Source organism: Stieleria sp., assembly GCF_041595215.1.
Classification (GTDB): domain Bacteria; phylum Planctomycetota; class Planctomycetia; order Pirellulales; family Pirellulaceae; genus Stieleria; species Stieleria magnilauensis.
This window is the reverse complement of record NZ_JBFHKV010000059.1, coordinates 1-15,577: the sequence shown is the minus strand read 5'-3', so window position 1 is coordinate 15,577 and position 15,577 is coordinate 1. Positions and strand designations below refer to the sequence as shown.

The window sequence follows — 15,577 nt, the reverse complement described above, 5'->3', positions numbered from 1 at the left end:
TGAAAGTTCCAGGTTCCAGGTTCCAGGTTCCAGGTTCCAGGTTCCAGGTTTCAGGTTTCAGGTTTCAGGTTTCAGGTTTCAGGTTTCAGGTTCCAGGTTCCAGGTTCCAGGTTCCAGGTTCCAGGTTCCAGGTTCCAGGTTCCAATTTTCAATTTTCAATTTTCAAAGCTGAGACCCCGACCACATTTTCCTGTCACCCATTTTCTTGTCGCCGCTCCCACTCTCCCACTCTCCCTCTCTCCCTCTCTCTCCCGCCATGCACGACGACGAAACATTGACCGCCTACCACGAAGCGGGCCATGCGGTCGTGGGGTATGTCCTCGGCGGGGAAATCGAATCGGTCGGTCTGTACGGTGAAGCGGACGAGTGGCTGCCGGAACGATTTGGTGACTGCCACGTCAATTGGGGACGTGTCGTCGCGGACAGCGACTGGCAAGTTCAGCGTGAAGTGCTGACCATTCTCGCCGGTCCCGTCGCCGAGATGATCTATCGGGGTGAAAAACTTCACCCGGCCACCTTCGGTCCTTGGCAACACGATTGGGCATGGGCCTGGCAACGTAGCGAACCATTGATCCCCGACCCGAGTCGCCGCACAAAGCTTCTGGAAATGATCCTGGTGTGGTTGCACCACCACCTGAGCGACGATCTGTGCTGGGCGGCGATTGCCGCGGTCTCCGACGAATTGCTGGCGCACGAGTACCTCGACGGCGAACAATTAGCCGATACCCTGTCGTTTTGGATCCGAACCTGAACGCCGGAAAGAAGCCAAACCTCAAAAAGGTTTTGCCAAGCGGCTGACTGATCGCCTATAACGAAGGCCTCTTCGTGAGACGCTCGTCAGCCGTACTCCGTCAGGTTTGTTGCGATGCCGGCTTCTGATCCCATCCATTTTGCGTCCCGCCCGAGTCGCAACCTCGCGTCGCGCCACGCGTTTACCCTGGTCGAGCTGCTGGTGGTGATCGCGATCATCGGGATCTTGGTCGGCTTGCTGTTGCCCGCCGTCCAGGCGGCTCGCGAAGCTGCCCGCGTGATGCAGTGCCAGAATCGGCTGAAACAAGTGGCCTTGGCGTGCCACAATTACGAATCGGCGTTCAAGTCGTTACCGGGCTACGGGGGTGAGCGTCCCGGATTTTTGATCACCCAGCGGGAGAATCGTTTTCGAACGAATCTGGGCGGGGGGACGTGGATCACACAGGTGTTGCTTTATCTGGAAGAACCACAATTGGCAACGAAGATCCAACCACTCGCTCGATCCATGGCCGTGACGCCGTCGGATCGGATTCAGTCGCTGGTCCGGGTTCCTGTCGAAACATTGCATTGCCCCTCGCGCCGCGATGCCGAGCCGTACCCGCTGCACGAACCGTACAGTCTTCGTTACGGCGACGCCGGGGCACGCAACGATTACGCAATGAACGGTGGCTCGGCCGTCATCGACCACAGCGTCACCCCCAACAGCCGCGAAGCGCCCGCGATCAAGTTGACCCACGACGGCATCTGGGTGCTCGGACAGCGGACGCGTTTCAACACCATCTTCGACGGGCTCAGCAATACCTACCTGGTCGGCGAGAAGGCGATGGACCTGAACAAGTTGGAGACCGGAGACGGGTTCGGGGACCGCTCTCCGATCGCGGGCTACCACAACGTCCCCATCTCTTCCCACTCGTATGTCCGCTACGCGGCACGATCGCCAAAAATGGATTCGCGGGCCAATTGTTTGGAGTGCCATGATTTCGGCGCGACGCATCACAGCGGTTGGAATGTGGCATTCGCCGACGGACGTGTCACGCTGATGGATTACAACTTGGATTTACAGATTCATCGCGCTCAAGCGTCGGTCAACGGGCGCGAGATCATCCCGTACCATCATTGATCGGTTCGTGTATGCTGTGACGCAATCCAGTCCAGCCTTCGATCATCTTCCCACCGTCGACCGTCCATGCGTTTTGCGTCTTCGCGTTTTGCGTCTTCTTGCGTGACACTCGTTTGTCTTTTTGCCGTCAGCGTCTTGCCGGCCCGATCCCAAGACTCCCCGTCATCCCAGAACCACCGGACCGACCCCGACTTCACCGTCCAGGGTGAATATTCTGGCGAAAACCGCAGCATGCAGGTCATTGCGTTGGGCGACGGTGAGTTCGAAATCATCGTCTACGACGTCGCACTCGATCGCATCGTCGGCGCGGGCAACCCGCCGCGCCGTTTGGACGGCGACGAAGACACGGTCGCGGACTTGGCCGAATCCTTGGAACTCAAACGCGTCGAGCGCACACCGCCTTCGCTCGGCGCCACGCCGCCACCGGACGCCATTGTCTTGTTCGATGGATCCCAAGAATCGCTGGCCCATTGGGACGGCGGGGTTCTGTCCGAGGAGGGGCTGCTACAGCAAGGCACCGAAACCAAGCAGACGTTTCGCGACTACACACTGCACCTTGAATTCCGTACCCCCTGGATGCCCGAGGCGAGCGGGCAAGCGCGCGGCAACAGCGGGGTGTACCATCAAGGACGCTACGAGACCCAGATTCTCGATTCGTTTGGGCTCTCCGGCGCGGCGAATGAAACGGGTGGCATTTACGGGGTGAAGGCCCCCGACTTCAACGCCTGTTTGCCGCCCATGCAATGGCAAACCTACGACGTCGATTTCACCGCCGCGCGGTACCAGGGGAAAACAAAAATCTCTGACGCGCGGATGACAGTTCGGCTCAACGGCATCACCGTGCAAAACGATGTCGCCGTTCCCAACAGCACCACCGCGGCAAAGTTTCGCGAAGGCCCCGACGACGGACCGATCGTGTTGCAGGACCACGGCAACCCGGTCCGGTTTCGCAACATCTGGTTAGTCCCACGCGACGCGGCCCGTGAAGCGACGCGGCCGATCGTTCCCGGCTTCGAACGGTTCTTCGCCGGCCGCGAGGACCCTCAAGGTCTCGGCGGCGAACTGTTGATCAGCACGCTCGGATGCGTCTCCTGTCACGAAGGTGCCGAAGGCGTGTTGCCGATCAAAAAAGGCCCCGTGCTGTCGGACGTGCGCGAGCGACTGCGCCCCGATGCCCTGGTCGACATGATCGCCGATCCCCACAAGACGAAGACCGGGACGACGATGCCCGATCCCTGGATGGGACTCAACGCCCAGCAACGTCACTCCGCCGCATCCTCGATTGCAAGTTACCTGTTGCTGACCGACACGTCCTCGGATCTCACCGATCGCCCCGCCAAACCGAGTGCCGTCAAACGCGGCAAAAAACTTTATCACAGCGTCGGCTGCGTCGCCTGCCACGCCTCCTTTGACGGCACCAAGACGCCGATGGCCACGACCGTTCCGCTCGGTCAAGTCGATGTGAAGTACACCGTCGACTCACTTGCCAAGCTGATCGCCCAACCCCATGCCGTCCGCAAAGGCGCCCGCATGCCTTCCTTGGTCGGCTCCATGGGCGATGCCTTCGCGATCGCCAGCTATCTCACTCGCAAGGTCACCGAGCGGGCAAACGATGCCAAATTCCGCCGCCGAATCTACAAAGGCCAGTGGGAACGGCTGCCCGATTTTGATGCCTTGACGCCCGTCTCGGAAGATCTGGTTTCGGACCTGCAGCTCAAACACGACGGCGATCCGCTGCACACCGCGATGGTGTTCGAGTCACAGATTCGGATCGCCGCGGCCGGCCAGTACCAGTTCTCGATCGCCAGCGACGACGGCTCGCGGCTGATCATCGGCCCGCACCAACTCGACAACGATGGGATCCATCCGGTCGTGACCAAAAGCGCTACCTTTGAACTGGCCGCGGGAACCTATCCCGTGCGAATCGAATGGTTCAACAATGCCGGAGGCGTCGGACTGGAAGCGTTTGTCGAGGACCCGTTGCTCGGCCGCGTGCCACTCCGCGAAGCCATCACCGACGGCAAAGAAGACTCTGGTCCGTTGTTGGCCAGCGAGTTCCGTCCGGATCCAAATTCCGTCGAGAATGGCCGACAATTGTTCCAGTCGGTCGGATGCGCCTCGTGCCATGAGTTTCAATCGACACGCCCCGCCGCCAGCCAAGCCCCAAAACTGTCCGACGTACGAACGGACCGCGGCTGTCTCGCCAACTCGGTCTCCAGGCCCGCCGTCGATTTCCACCTGTCACCGCGGCAACGGCTGGCGATCCGACACGCGATCGGGCTGCGAAAGAATGTTCAATCCACTGCCTATTCGATCACCGACGCCGACCTCGTGCATCTGACGATGGCCGGGCTGAACTGCTACGCCTGTCATCAACGCGGTGAGTTCGGCGGTCCCGAAGTCGCACGCGATGCGTCGTTCCAAACGACGACGGCCGAAATGGGCTGGGAGAGTCGCTTGCCGCCGCCGCTCGATGGAGTCGGCGACAAGTTGAAGTCGGACTATCTGACCGATCTGTTTTCCGCCGGAGCCAACGAGCGCCCCTACATGCTGACCCGCATGCCAGGCTTCGGCGCGGGCAACTTGGATCTGCTGCACCAGAGCCTGGTGCGATTGGATCGACAGGATTCCGGCGACACCGACTCCACGCCGCCTGAGTCGGCGGGCCAAGCCATGATCAACAACGGGCGGAAACTTGTCGGAGCCACCGGACTTTCCTGCATCAAGTGTCACTCCTACAACGACGTCAAAGGCGGCGGCATCGGCGTGATCGATTTGCTGGCGATGCCCAAACGCCTGCGAGCCGACTGGTTCAACCGTTACCTGCAAGACCCGACGAAGTACCGGCCGGGCACGCGAATGCCCAACAGTTTCCCCGAAGGCAAGAGTTCGTTCACCAGTCTGTACCACGGCGATCCGGACAAACAAGTCGCCGCAATGTGGTCCTATCTCGCCGCCGGGTCATCCGCGAAAGAACCGACCGGACTGAGGGTCGGCGCGATCCTGTTGACGGCCAGTGAGCGTCCGAGGATTTATCGCAACTTTTTCGAAGGCGTGTCCGGTCGCGGCATCGCCGTCGGTTTTCCCGGCGAAGTCAACTTGATCTGGGACGCCGAACGCATGGGACTGAATTCGGTTTGGAAGCACGAGTTCATCGATGCCGCTCGGCACTGGACCGGACGCGGACAGGGCCGCACCACCCCGGCCGGCGATTCGATCAATCCACTCGAACCCTGGACGCCGTTGGCGCGCGGTGATTCGATCGACATGACTTGGCCCAGTGAATCGGGTCGCGAACTCGGTTATCGGTTCGGCGGTTACCGACTGGATGAAGGCGGCAATCCGACGTTCCTGTATTCCATCGACGACGCCCAAGTGACCGATTCGATTCGGCCACTCGGCCCCGGCGGATTCGAGCGACAACTGACCATCACGCGTTCGTCCGACGATCGCTCGCGGGGATGGATCTGGCGGATCGCCCAGGCGGCCACGATTGAAACCACCGGCGACGACCTGTACCAAGTCGGACCGCTCAAGCTGTCCATCGCCGGCGCCGAGTGCGAGATCGTTACGGTCGACGGCCGAAGCGAACTACGTGCCCAGTTGCCGGCGAAAAACACCGCCACCGTCACGCAGATCATTCAGTGGTAATACGCCCCGCCTTCAACTCACCCCTCACCAACCAACCCGTTCTCTCCATGAAGTCTCTCCTTCCACTGCCCATTGTCGCGCTGCTTTCGATGGCGACGATTGCCTCGGCGCAATCGGCAAAAGAATCCGACTACTACACCATCACCACCTTCGAGACTCCGATCGGTGAAGTCATCGAGGCTTGTGGTTTCCAGCTGATGCCCGATGGTTCGATGGCGGTTTGCAGCCGACGCGGCGACATCTTTCGCATCGCCGACCCGCTCGCCGAAACGGTCGGCCCCGACCAGTTTTCGTTCTACGCCCGCGGGTTGCATGAACCGCTCAGTCTGGCTTGGCGGGAGGGCTGGTTGTACGCGACCCAGCGCTGTGAAGTCACTCGGATGCGAGATGAAAACGGCGACGGCGCGGCAGACGTGTTTGAAACCGTCGCCGACGGCTGGGGCGTGTCCACGGATTATCACGAGTACGCCTTCGGCTCCAAATTCGACAAAGACGGCAACATGGCCGTCACGCTGTGTTTGACCGGATCGTTCAACAGTGACGTGCCCTTTCGCGGCTGGGCGATGAAGATCACGCCCGATGGCCAAACGTTGCCGATGACCAGCGGCGTGCGTTCACCGGCCGGTATCGCCGCCGATGCCCAAGGGCGCTGGTACTACACCGACAACCAGGGTCCCTGGAATGGAACCTGTGCGTTGAAACCGCTACGGCAAGGAAAATTCGTCGGCCACCCCGGTGGATTCAAATGGTATGCCGATGCCGAATCGACGATGGGGCCGAAACCGGTCGAGCCGGAAAGCGGTTCGCGACTGCACATCGAAGCCGACCGGATCGCCGAATTGGACATGCCGACGGTTCTGTTTCCCTACAACAAGATGGGAAAAAGCGCTTCGGGCATCGCCTGCGACACCACCGACGGCAAGTTCGGCCCGTTTCAAAACCAACTGTTTGTCGCCGACCAATCGGCCAGCACCATCATGCGTGTGTTCTTGGAAGAGGTCGACGGACACATGCAAGGCGTTTGCTTTCCGTTTCGTTCCGGGTTCGCGTCGGGGAACGTGGGAGTCGAGATGACGCCCAATGGTTCGCTGTTTGTGGGCGGCACGAACCGCGGCTGGGGTTCGGTCGGCACGCGGCCGTTTGCCATCGAGCGGTTGGACTGGACGGGAAAGACGCCTTTCGAAATCCTCGCCATCCGCTTGCAACCCGATGGCTTTGAACTCGAATTCACCGAGCCGGTCGACCCCGATTCGGTGACCGACCCGGCGACCTATCAACTGCAAACCTACACGTACGAGTATCGTTCGCAGTACGGCAGTCCAGAGGTCGACCACACGCAACCGACGATTCGATCGGCGACCGTTTCCGAAGATGGTTTGAAGGTGCGGCTGGTCGTCGACGGTCTGCAACGGGGACACGTCCACGAGTTCCTGTGCGATAAAATTAAAAACGCCGCGGGACAAACGTTGCTGCATCCCCAGGCGTATTACACCGCCAGCTATTTGGCGAAGTAGCCGCATCCGATCCCAGCACGTGGCGTCAGCCAGTGGCGCGTGACCGAAACACCGACAACACGCGCCGCTCGCTCACGCGTCCTGTTGGTGGAGTCGGATCACAGGCAGGATTAGCCGTATCGCGCGAGCGTACGGGCACAATGACCCGAACAACACACCGAGGCCCGTAGGCTCGCGCCCAAACGGCTGATTCAATCAACAGACCGTCAAGCGTCCCGCCGGAGGTCACTCGGCTTTCTCGATCGACTCGATCGCAAGTTTCAATTGGCGTCGTGCCCGACTGAGGCGACTGCGGACGGTCCCGATCGAGATCTCCAGGATTTCGGCGATTTCTTCGTACGCAAACTCATCCATCTCGCGGAGCACCAGGATCTTGCGATGCTCTTCGGTCAACGTGTCGATCGCGCGGCGGACCAGGGACACGCGTTCGTCACGCAACATCGGCTCGTCGACGCCTTCGTCATCGCCGCCCATTTCCATGCCGTTGTCTTCACGAAGCTGATCGAGCGAGACGCGGGCTTTCTTTTTTCGCCGCAGCGTCAACGCACTGTTGAACGCGATCCGATAGACCCACGTGAAGAACTGGCTGTTGCGTTGGAACGTGTCCAGTTTGACGAACGCGCGGATGAAGGCCTCTTGCGACGCTTCTTCGGCCTCTTCGGGCGAACCGGTCACCTGCAACATCGAGGCGAACAAACGGTCTTGGTTCTGACGCACCAATTCGGCAAACGCCGAACGGTCACCTGCGAGTGCCCGATCGATCAGTTCGGACTCTTGAAATTCTCGCTGAACGCCCAATCGGTCGATTCCACTTTTCGTTGCTGCTAAACCCAGGATCGTGGGGTCGCTGACGACAAACGACCCTGACGAATTGTAAACGCCCGGACCGTGCCTGTGATCCGCCCCCCCGGCGGGAATTGCGTTTCCGCACGCTCCGCCGCCAATCACGCTGCGAGATGACCGATCGACCAGCGAAGATTGTCATTTCACCATAATCGGTGAATCGTCAAGAACCAGCCAATGGGATCACTTCGTTTCGGCTTCTTGACGGGTCAGGACTCCATCACCATCGGCGTCCAACTCCTCAAAGACCTTGTGCAGGTTTCGCGGCGTCTGTGCCTTGGTCAACTTTCCATCCTTGTCGCGGTCGATCCGATCAAACGTCGCCAAACGAACGGCGCGCTGGACCGCCGCACGACGAAGCTCCGCCGCCGTGGGGCCAGAAGCCTCGCCGTCGCGCGGGACGGACAGATGATAATAACCGATCATCATCTCGTCCCACGTCTGATCCCCCCAAGTCACCGTGTCCGTCGGATCAGGATTGTTGAGGTTGGCTGCACTGTTATCAAACGTCGCACGGCATAGCATCCGGTCGCCTTCCTTCAGCGGCAAGGGCTGCTCGAGCACATAGGTGGTTTGCCAGCTGAAATCGTATTGCGGGATCGACAGCACACGCTCGCCGCTCGATTCAATCGTGTACTCAAACGATTTGCCACGGACATGCATGTGCGGACTCATGCTCAACAATTTCGCACCGGCGGGAAACCTGGGACTGGAGGCGGACACCGGATGATCGGCCTTTCCCGGCGGAATCGCAAACCTCGACTGGACCGCACTGGTCGTCACGATCTCGTGCGTGACCGTCGCGTCCTCCTTGATACAGATCCCCAGTTCACTTTGATCGATCGCCACCGTTCCGATCGGCGTGTAGTGCACTTGAAAGATCAATTCGCTGCCGGCGGGGATGCGTTTGGCGTGACCGGCCGGCCAGGGTTCGACGCGGGCACCGGGAACATAACCGACCAAAAATCCTCTCGCGCCATCCAGGCCACGGCGTTGTCCCTTGGGGACGGCAAACGCAAGGATGTGGTGAACGACGCTGCGGTTGCCCGGCTTCAATTCAGCCGCTTCGATCCAAACGTCACGATCCAGTTTCGGATCGGCGCGAAAGTATTGGTAGCGCACGGCACCTTCGGCGGGCACCTCGAACGGTTCGGGGCTGACGTTGAAGACCAAGTCGGGCTCGCGCGGCAATTGCCAACCGGCCACCTGCGCCGGCGGCACCGGCAGATCGCTCAAGTCCCCGGCCGGTGCACCGGCCTCGGCCCAATCATAGAGCAGCTGTTTCTCTTCATCACTCATCAGCCTGGCGTTGACAAAGTGACCGTGGGCGGGGTCCGCGTGCCAGGGCGGCATGCGTTGATCGCGTACGACTTCGGCGATCATGTCCGCCCAGCCGGCGACCTCTTCGTAGTCGGTCAACGCAAACGGAGCGATCTCGCCTGCGCGATGACACTCGACACAGTGGCGATTCAGGATCGCCGCGACCTGACCACCGTAGGTCACCGACGCATCGCTGTGGACCGTCTTCTTTCGGCCGATGATGCAACCCACCGCCTCGGTTCTGGGAACCGAAACCGGTTCCCCGGCAATCAACTCATCGAGCGCCGCACGGAGATCGTGACGACGCGGTTCATCGCGGACATAGCCGATGCCATACTGATCATCGACACGGCCGCGATAGTGAAGCCGTCGCTTGGCATCAAACACAAACACTTCCGGCGTCCGCTTGGCGGCGAGTTGGTCGGCCAAACGCCCGCCGGCGTCTTTGACGATCGGAAAGGTCAGGTTTTGTCGCTGGGCGAACGAACCGATGTCCAACAGGGAATCGTGCCGGTTGCTCATCACGCCGATGATCCGAACGCCGGCACCGGACAGCTCATCGTGCATCGATTGCAAACGCACGGCGTAGAGCTTGGCCAACGGACATTCGGTGCCGAGAAACGCGACGACCAAGATGGAATCGGACTGAAAATCCTCCAGCTGCCACCGCCGGCCGCGATAGTCATCCAGATCGATGCGAGTCAGTTGCGTGCCGAACGCCGAAGCGGCAACGGGCTCATCAGCCGCCGCCGGCGCGATCCACAATCCGACCAACAGGCCGAAACACGAGGCGGCCGAAACGATCAGGTTTACATTCGATTGACGTCGCTGCATCTTCATTCTGGAATGGCGGTTCAAGGGCGTGAGGGGAAGCCGGCGTGGGGGCGTGAGCCCGATGCCACCGACTTTGGCACTGAAGGAGGTAGCGGAACGGCGCGAGCCGTCCGGTTTCAGCTCGAAAACAACGTGAAAGATCGGAGGGCTCGCGCCCTGCCGCTATCAAAAAACACTCCGATTGGTGTCAAAGTAAGTGGCATTGGGCGTGAGCCGCGCGGCAAACAGCTCCCTGGTTAGAATACCGGTCAGGACACCGTCAGGTTTCATTCTTTTTGCCGGAAACCTCCATCTCGCATCATGCTCGCAGAGTCCCTCTCCCAATTATTGGACGTATCGTTGGACGTAATCGATCAGCGGTCGCTCGGTGGCGGATGCATCAGCGAGGTGTCGGTGGTGACGATTCGCTGTGACGACGTGACGTCTTGGCAAAAATCCTTCGAGCACGGCCCGACCGAACCGCCGACTCGGCTTGTGATCAAACGCAATGCAGCGGACATGGTTTCGAATTTTCGCTGTGAATTCCGTGGATTGCAGGCATTAGCCGAAGCCGGCGTGATCCGCGTCCCGCAGGGTCTGGCCGTCGATGTCGTCGGCGATCAAGCGTTTTTGGCGATGGAATTCATCCCCATCGATCCATCGGGATCGTCGCCGGAACGGTTTTCCGATTTCGGGCGGCAACTGGCCCAACTGCATCGAGCCACCGCGGGCAGACATTTCGGTTGGCCCGAAGACAACTATCTCGGCTCGGCAAAGCAGCCCAACGGAGCCTGTGACTCGTGGGCGGAATTTTTCGCCACCCGGCGGATCGGTTTCCAGATCAAGTGGGCCACCGACCAGGGACTCGCCGATGCGCGTTTGAAATCCGACTGCGAACGGATCGTCGCCCGGATGGACGACCTGTTGGCCGGGCGCGGCGAAGAAACCTCATTGCTACACGGTGACCTGTGGAGCGGGAACTACCTGTTCGACGACGAGGGGCAACCGGTGTTGATCGATCCGGCCGTGTACCGAGGATGCCGCGAAGCCGAATGGGGCATGATCAAATGGTTTGGCAACTGTCCTGGCGAATTCGAACAGGCGTACCAAGACGAGTGGCCGATGGCGGACGGCTGGCGACGGCGGGTGGCGATCTACATGCTGTACCACCAGCTGAACCATTTGAATTTGTTCGGGTCGTCGTACGCGAGTGCCTGCCGCCGGACGGCAGCGGAGGTTTTAAGGTAAGGAGATTTTCCTACCTTCAAAATCTTCCTACCTTCTTCACCCACTCAACGATGCGCCCGGATCGCCGTTTCGACTTCGGCGGGATCGACGTCACCGACCAATTCGACGTGTCCGATCTTGGTCGGCAGAATGAATCGCAGCTTGCCGTGGGCAACTTTTTTGTCGCGCATCATGACCGGCAACATGGCTGCGACGTCGGCTGCGGGAAACGTGATCGGCAACTGACAGGCCTGCAACAGCTGCGTTTGACGTTCCAGCACGTCGGGCTCGCAGAGGTTCAACTGGATCGCCAGCGACGCGGCCATTTGCATTCCGATCGAGACGGCTTCTCCGTGCAGTAAGGCCCCATAGCCGGCGGTGGCCTCGATGGCGTGGGCGAAGGTGTGCCCGTAATTCAAGATCGCCCGTCGGCCGCTGGTTTCGCGTTCGTCTTCGCCGACCACACGTGCCTTGGACAGACAACTCTGCTGGATCGCATACCGCAACACGTCGGGATCACGATCGACCAGCGCCGCCGCGTTAGATTCCAGATAGTCAAAGAACGCGGCGTCATCGATCACGCCATATTTGATGACTTCGGCCAATCCGCTCAGGTAGCTGCGATCGGGCAAAGTCTTCATCGCCAGGGTGTCGATCCAAACCAGCTCGGGTTGCCAGAACGCGCCGACCATGTTCTTTGCCCCTGACAGGTTGATCCCTGTCTTGCCGCCGACGCTGCTGTCGACCATCGCCAGCAAGGTCGTGGGGACTTGCACAAATCGGATGCCGCGGGCGAACGAGGCGGCGACGAATCCCGCCAGATCTCCGATCACTCCGCCGCCGACGGCGATCACCACACTGCGTCGGTCCGCGCCTCGCTCGAGCATCCAATCCAACAGTTCCTCGTACTGGGCGATCGATTTACTGGGCTCGCCCGACGGCACCGACGCCATGTCCACCCGCAGGGTGTCACTGCGGATTTGGGCGGCCAACGTCTCTGCCCAAGGCTCAACGGCGGCGTCATGGATCAGCAGCGCGTGGCTGGTGTCACCGAGTGTTTTTTCAAACGCCGCGGCAATCCGCCCGGTTGCCCCTGTGGAAATGTGAATTGGATAACTACGATCACCCAAGTCGACTAAAACGGTGCTTTCACCCTGATCGGTGGCAAGGTCTGAATTCATTGTGTTGTCATCCAAGTGGACTCGGCGCGCGATTCGATTTCGATCTCCCCATCATTTTCCGGCAGTTTAACCGATGACCTCTCCAACCGACGACCATAGCGACCGGCACGCCGACAAGTTCAATGACCCCCGTGCCGAGTTCACGCGGCGGGGGATCTTGCTCGGCGTCGGCGTCGCGCTGTTCGGGATCGGGGGGGCCGCACTGAGCATCTGGGCACGGCGGACACGGCTGGAGCAGAGCACACAATTCTGGGGGCCCGAGGTGATCGAGGCGTTTCAACTGGCCGCGGAAATCCATCTGATTTCCCAGCCTGATCAGCCGGCGTCGGAGGCCCAACCGCTGCGTTTGACCGGCATGCCGGGGCTCGGACATCTGCGACACCTGCTGCTCGATGACCGCAGCTACATCTGGGATTCTGTGCGCGACGAACCGATCCGATCGCGTTTGAACGAGTCGTCGTGCATGACGCTGTGGTTCTCCGACCCCGAGGCGAAGCGGTTTCCCGATGCCAAGGTCATCATCGATTTGGACCAGGGCTGGATCGGAAAACAAGACGGAAATCAGCAAGTCCAGCTCGCCGAACGGTTTCGCAATGCGCTGCCGGCGTTCCTGAAACGGATCGCCGACTTCGAACCGTTGCGGGTGGAGATGCGAGAAAAGAAACTCGCTGAGGACCAGTAGCCCCCCAAACTAGCCGACCCAACCATTTCAGGCCATTCACGGGGTACGAACGGACCGTGGGTACAATCTCGCGGCGATTGCGTTCGCAGAATGTGGATTTCCGTTGCGCTGGATTATCCCTCTTTCGCTTATACTTTAGGGCAGACAGTCGGCAATTTCTGGCCGCTGTGAACCCAGGTCTTCTCCGATTTTCCCCCTCCGTACGACTTCAGGAATTGCTTTCGTGAGCACTGCAGCCAATCCCGATGAGGCATTAGGCGACGACAACGCAAAGGGCCCGAAAACCGATGAGAGTTCGATCTCCGATGCGGTGCTGAACGCGGATCTGGTTGATGCGGAGGAATCCGAGGACGAGGAGGAAGCGGTCGGAACCAACCATCGTTTTCTATTTTTCCAAGCGATGCCCGCTTGGTTGGTGAGCACATTAGTCCACGCGCTGATTCTGTTGATCCTGGGCTTGGTCTCGATCGCCGATCCGATCCAGATCGTCAACGTGTTGACGGCGTCCAGCGGAGGCGACGACGGGCCGGAGATCGAAGAACTGTCGATCGAGGAATTCGATCCGGGCGAGATTGAAGAAGCCGAAGAAGAAACCGAAGAGGTGGAAATCACCGACCCGGTGGAGATGGTCGAACCGGTCGCGATGGAAGTGCCCGTGCTGGACATCGCCGCGGTGCCGTTGGACATGAGTGACTTTGCCGCCGAAATGGCACCGGCCGCGGCGACGCTGCAGTCGATGAACGCGATGAGCATGAAGCCGATGGGCAGCCGAAGCTCCGAGATGAAGGAGAAACTGCTGCGAAAGTATGGCGGCACCGACAGCAGTGAAGCGGCAGTGACCGAAGCGCTCAAATGGTTCTCCCGGCACCAAATCAAAAGCGGACCGACCGCGGGAGCTTGGACCTTCCAACACGAATTGGTCTGTCGCGGCGCCTGCGGCAATGGCTGCACCAAGGCCAGCCGCGCCAAACAACTCAACGCCGCCACCTCGCTCGCACTGCTGCCGTTCATGGGAGCCGGCCAGACGCACCTGCAAGGTGAATTCAAAAATGTCGTGATGGGCGGTTTGAAATTTCTGATTCAAAACGGCAAACCCGGCAAAGAGAATGGCTTGCCCTACATCGATTACACCGGTGGCGGCAACATGTACGACCACGGACTGGCCGCGATCACGTTGTGCGAAGCCTACGCGATGACCGGAGATCCCGACTTGGCCGGCCCGGCCCAAGCGGCACTCAACTTTATCGCCCTGGCGCAGTGCCGCGATGGCGGCTGGCGGTACGGAAAACGAGACTCCAGCGGCGGTGACACCTCCGTCGTCGGCTGGCAAGTGATGGCGCTCAAAAGCGGCCACATGGGACACCTGATGATCCCGCCCAACGTCATCCAAGGCTCAACGCTGTTCCTCGATCGCGTCTCCAGTGACGGCGGTTCGATCTACGGCTACAACAAACCTTCGGCCACGCCGCGTCCGGCGACCACCGCCGTCGGACTGCTGTGCCGCATGTACACCGGCTGGGACAAGAACCACCCCGGGATCAAAAAGGGCGTCGGCCACCTGACCAAAATCGGCGTCAAGAAACCCGACTTGTACTACAACTACTACGCCGCACAGGTGCTCCGCCACCACGGCGGAAAGGAGTGGGACAAGTTCAACGCCGAACTGCGCGATTGGCTGGTCGAAACCCAAGATCAATCCAAAGGCGCCAAGGGAAGCTGGTATTTCAACGGGGCCCCCCACATGAGTGAAGCCGGCCGATTGTGCCTGACCTCCTTCGCCACGATGATCCTGGAAGTCTACTACCGGCACATGCCGCTGTACGCCGAAGCCGCTGCGGAAGAAGAATTCCCGCTCTAGTTGGGCGACTTCCGCTCGCGATGCGACTTCGTCATACTGCCAAGCTTTTCCCGTTTCGCAGCTTCGCTCGGTCAGGACGTTTGGCATGTTTGAAGACAAAATCAGCTACTCCGGAGTCACCTTCGATGACGTCCTGCTGGAACCCCGCTACAGCGAAGTCGTGCCCAGCGAAGTCGACGTCAGCAGCCAACTGACTCAGCGCATTCGCCTGCAAATCCCATTGCTGTCATCGCCGATGGACACGGTCACCGAAGCCGAAATGGCGATCGGACTGGCCAAAGAAGGCGGATTGGGCATCATTCACAAAAATCTGCCCACCGAATTGCAGACCAAAGAAGTCTTGAAGGTCAAGCGATCGGCCAACGGCATCATCGTCGACCCCGTCACCCTCGAGCCGGGGGAAAAGGTCAGCCGGGCCGCGGAGCTGATGGACCAGGCCAACGTCTCGGGCATCCCGATCGTGGACAAGGACCGCAAACTGGCCGGAATCTTGACCCGCCGCGACCTGCGTTTCCTAGAGAACCCAGACCTCCCGATTTCCGAAGTCATGACCTGTGAGAATCTGGTGACGGGGACGGGGAATGTAACGCTTGAGGAAGCTGAGCGAATTTTAACGGC

At 60.1% G+C, this 15,577-nt stretch carries 11 protein-coding genes; 8 read left to right on the top strand and 3 right to left on the bottom strand.

Going from position 1 to position 15,577, the window contains the following annotated elements; translation table 11 throughout:
• Window positions 1-256: 256 nt before the first annotated feature.
• The 4 genes from ABX749_RS04105 (at window position 257) to ABX749_RS04090 (ending at window position 7,035) form a co-directional block, all read left to right on the top strand.
• Complete coding sequence (locus ABX749_RS04105; RefSeq protein ID WP_145207040.1) at window positions 257-751, top strand: cell division protein FtsH; 495 nt, start codon at window positions 257-259, stop codon at window positions 749-751.
• 114 nt (window positions 752-865) lie between these two features.
• Window positions 866-1,870 (top strand): DUF1559 domain-containing protein, encoded by a 1,005-nt coding sequence (locus ABX749_RS04100; protein WP_372894877.1) that lies wholly within the window; start codon window positions 866-868, stop codon window positions 1,868-1,870.
• A gap of 66 nt (window positions 1,871-1,936) precedes the next feature.
• Entirely contained in the window at window positions 1,937-5,521 is a 3,585-nt protein-coding gene (locus tag ABX749_RS04095) for a family 16 glycoside hydrolase (RefSeq protein WP_372894876.1), read from the top strand.
• A gap of 47 nt (window positions 5,522-5,568) precedes the next feature.
• On the top strand, window positions 5,569-7,035 hold the full coding sequence (locus tag ABX749_RS04090) for a hypothetical protein (protein ID WP_372894875.1): 1,467 nt from the start codon (window positions 5,569-5,571) through the stop codon (window positions 7,033-7,035).
• A gap of 225 nt (window positions 7,036-7,260) precedes the next feature.
• Here the strand turns inward: ABX749_RS04090 and ABX749_RS04085 are convergent, their stop codons facing one another.
• Window positions 7,261-7,833 (bottom strand): RNA polymerase sigma factor, encoded by a 573-nt coding sequence (locus ABX749_RS04085; RefSeq protein WP_372894874.1) that lies wholly within the window; start codon window positions 7,831-7,833, stop codon window positions 7,261-7,263.
• 228 nt (window positions 7,834-8,061) lie between these two features.
• Window positions 8,062-10,032 carry a redoxin domain-containing protein gene (locus tag ABX749_RS04080; protein ID WP_372894873.1) on the bottom strand — a complete coding sequence of 657 codons (1,971 nt, stop codon included), beginning with the start codon at window positions 10,030-10,032 and terminating at the stop codon, window positions 8,062-8,064.
• 300 nt (window positions 10,033-10,332) lie between these two features.
• Here ABX749_RS04080 and ABX749_RS04075 point away from each other — a divergent pair, with 300 nt between their 5' ends.
• Entirely contained in the window at window positions 10,333-11,259 is a 927-nt protein-coding gene (locus tag ABX749_RS04075; protein WP_372894872.1) for a fructosamine kinase family protein, read from the top strand.
• A 44-nt stretch (window positions 11,260-11,303) separates the two neighbouring features.
• Here ABX749_RS04075 and aroB read toward each other — a convergent pair whose 3' ends face one another.
• Window positions 11,304-12,419, bottom strand: a complete 1,116-nt coding sequence (gene aroB / locus ABX749_RS04070) for a 3-dehydroquinate synthase (protein WP_372894871.1) — start codon at window positions 12,417-12,419, stop codon at window positions 11,304-11,306.
• A gap of 73 nt (window positions 12,420-12,492) precedes the next feature.
• On the opposite strand from aroB, the gene ABX749_RS04065 reads away from it, so the two are divergent.
• From ABX749_RS04065 to ABX749_RS04055, 3 genes are all read left to right on the top strand, one after another.
• Window positions 12,493-13,101: a hypothetical protein gene (locus ABX749_RS04065; protein WP_372894870.1), complete on the top strand. Its 609-nt coding sequence runs from the start codon at window positions 12,493-12,495 to the stop codon at window positions 13,099-13,101.
• A gap of 223 nt (window positions 13,102-13,324) precedes the next feature.
• Window positions 13,325-14,959: a hypothetical protein gene (locus ABX749_RS04060; protein ID WP_372894869.1), complete on the top strand. Its 1,635-nt coding sequence runs from the start codon at window positions 13,325-13,327 to the stop codon at window positions 14,957-14,959.
• 85 nt (window positions 14,960-15,044) lie between these two features.
• Window positions 15,045-15,577: IMP dehydrogenase (locus ABX749_RS04055; protein WP_372894868.1), on the top strand; the 533-nt coding region annotated here is incomplete at its 3' end.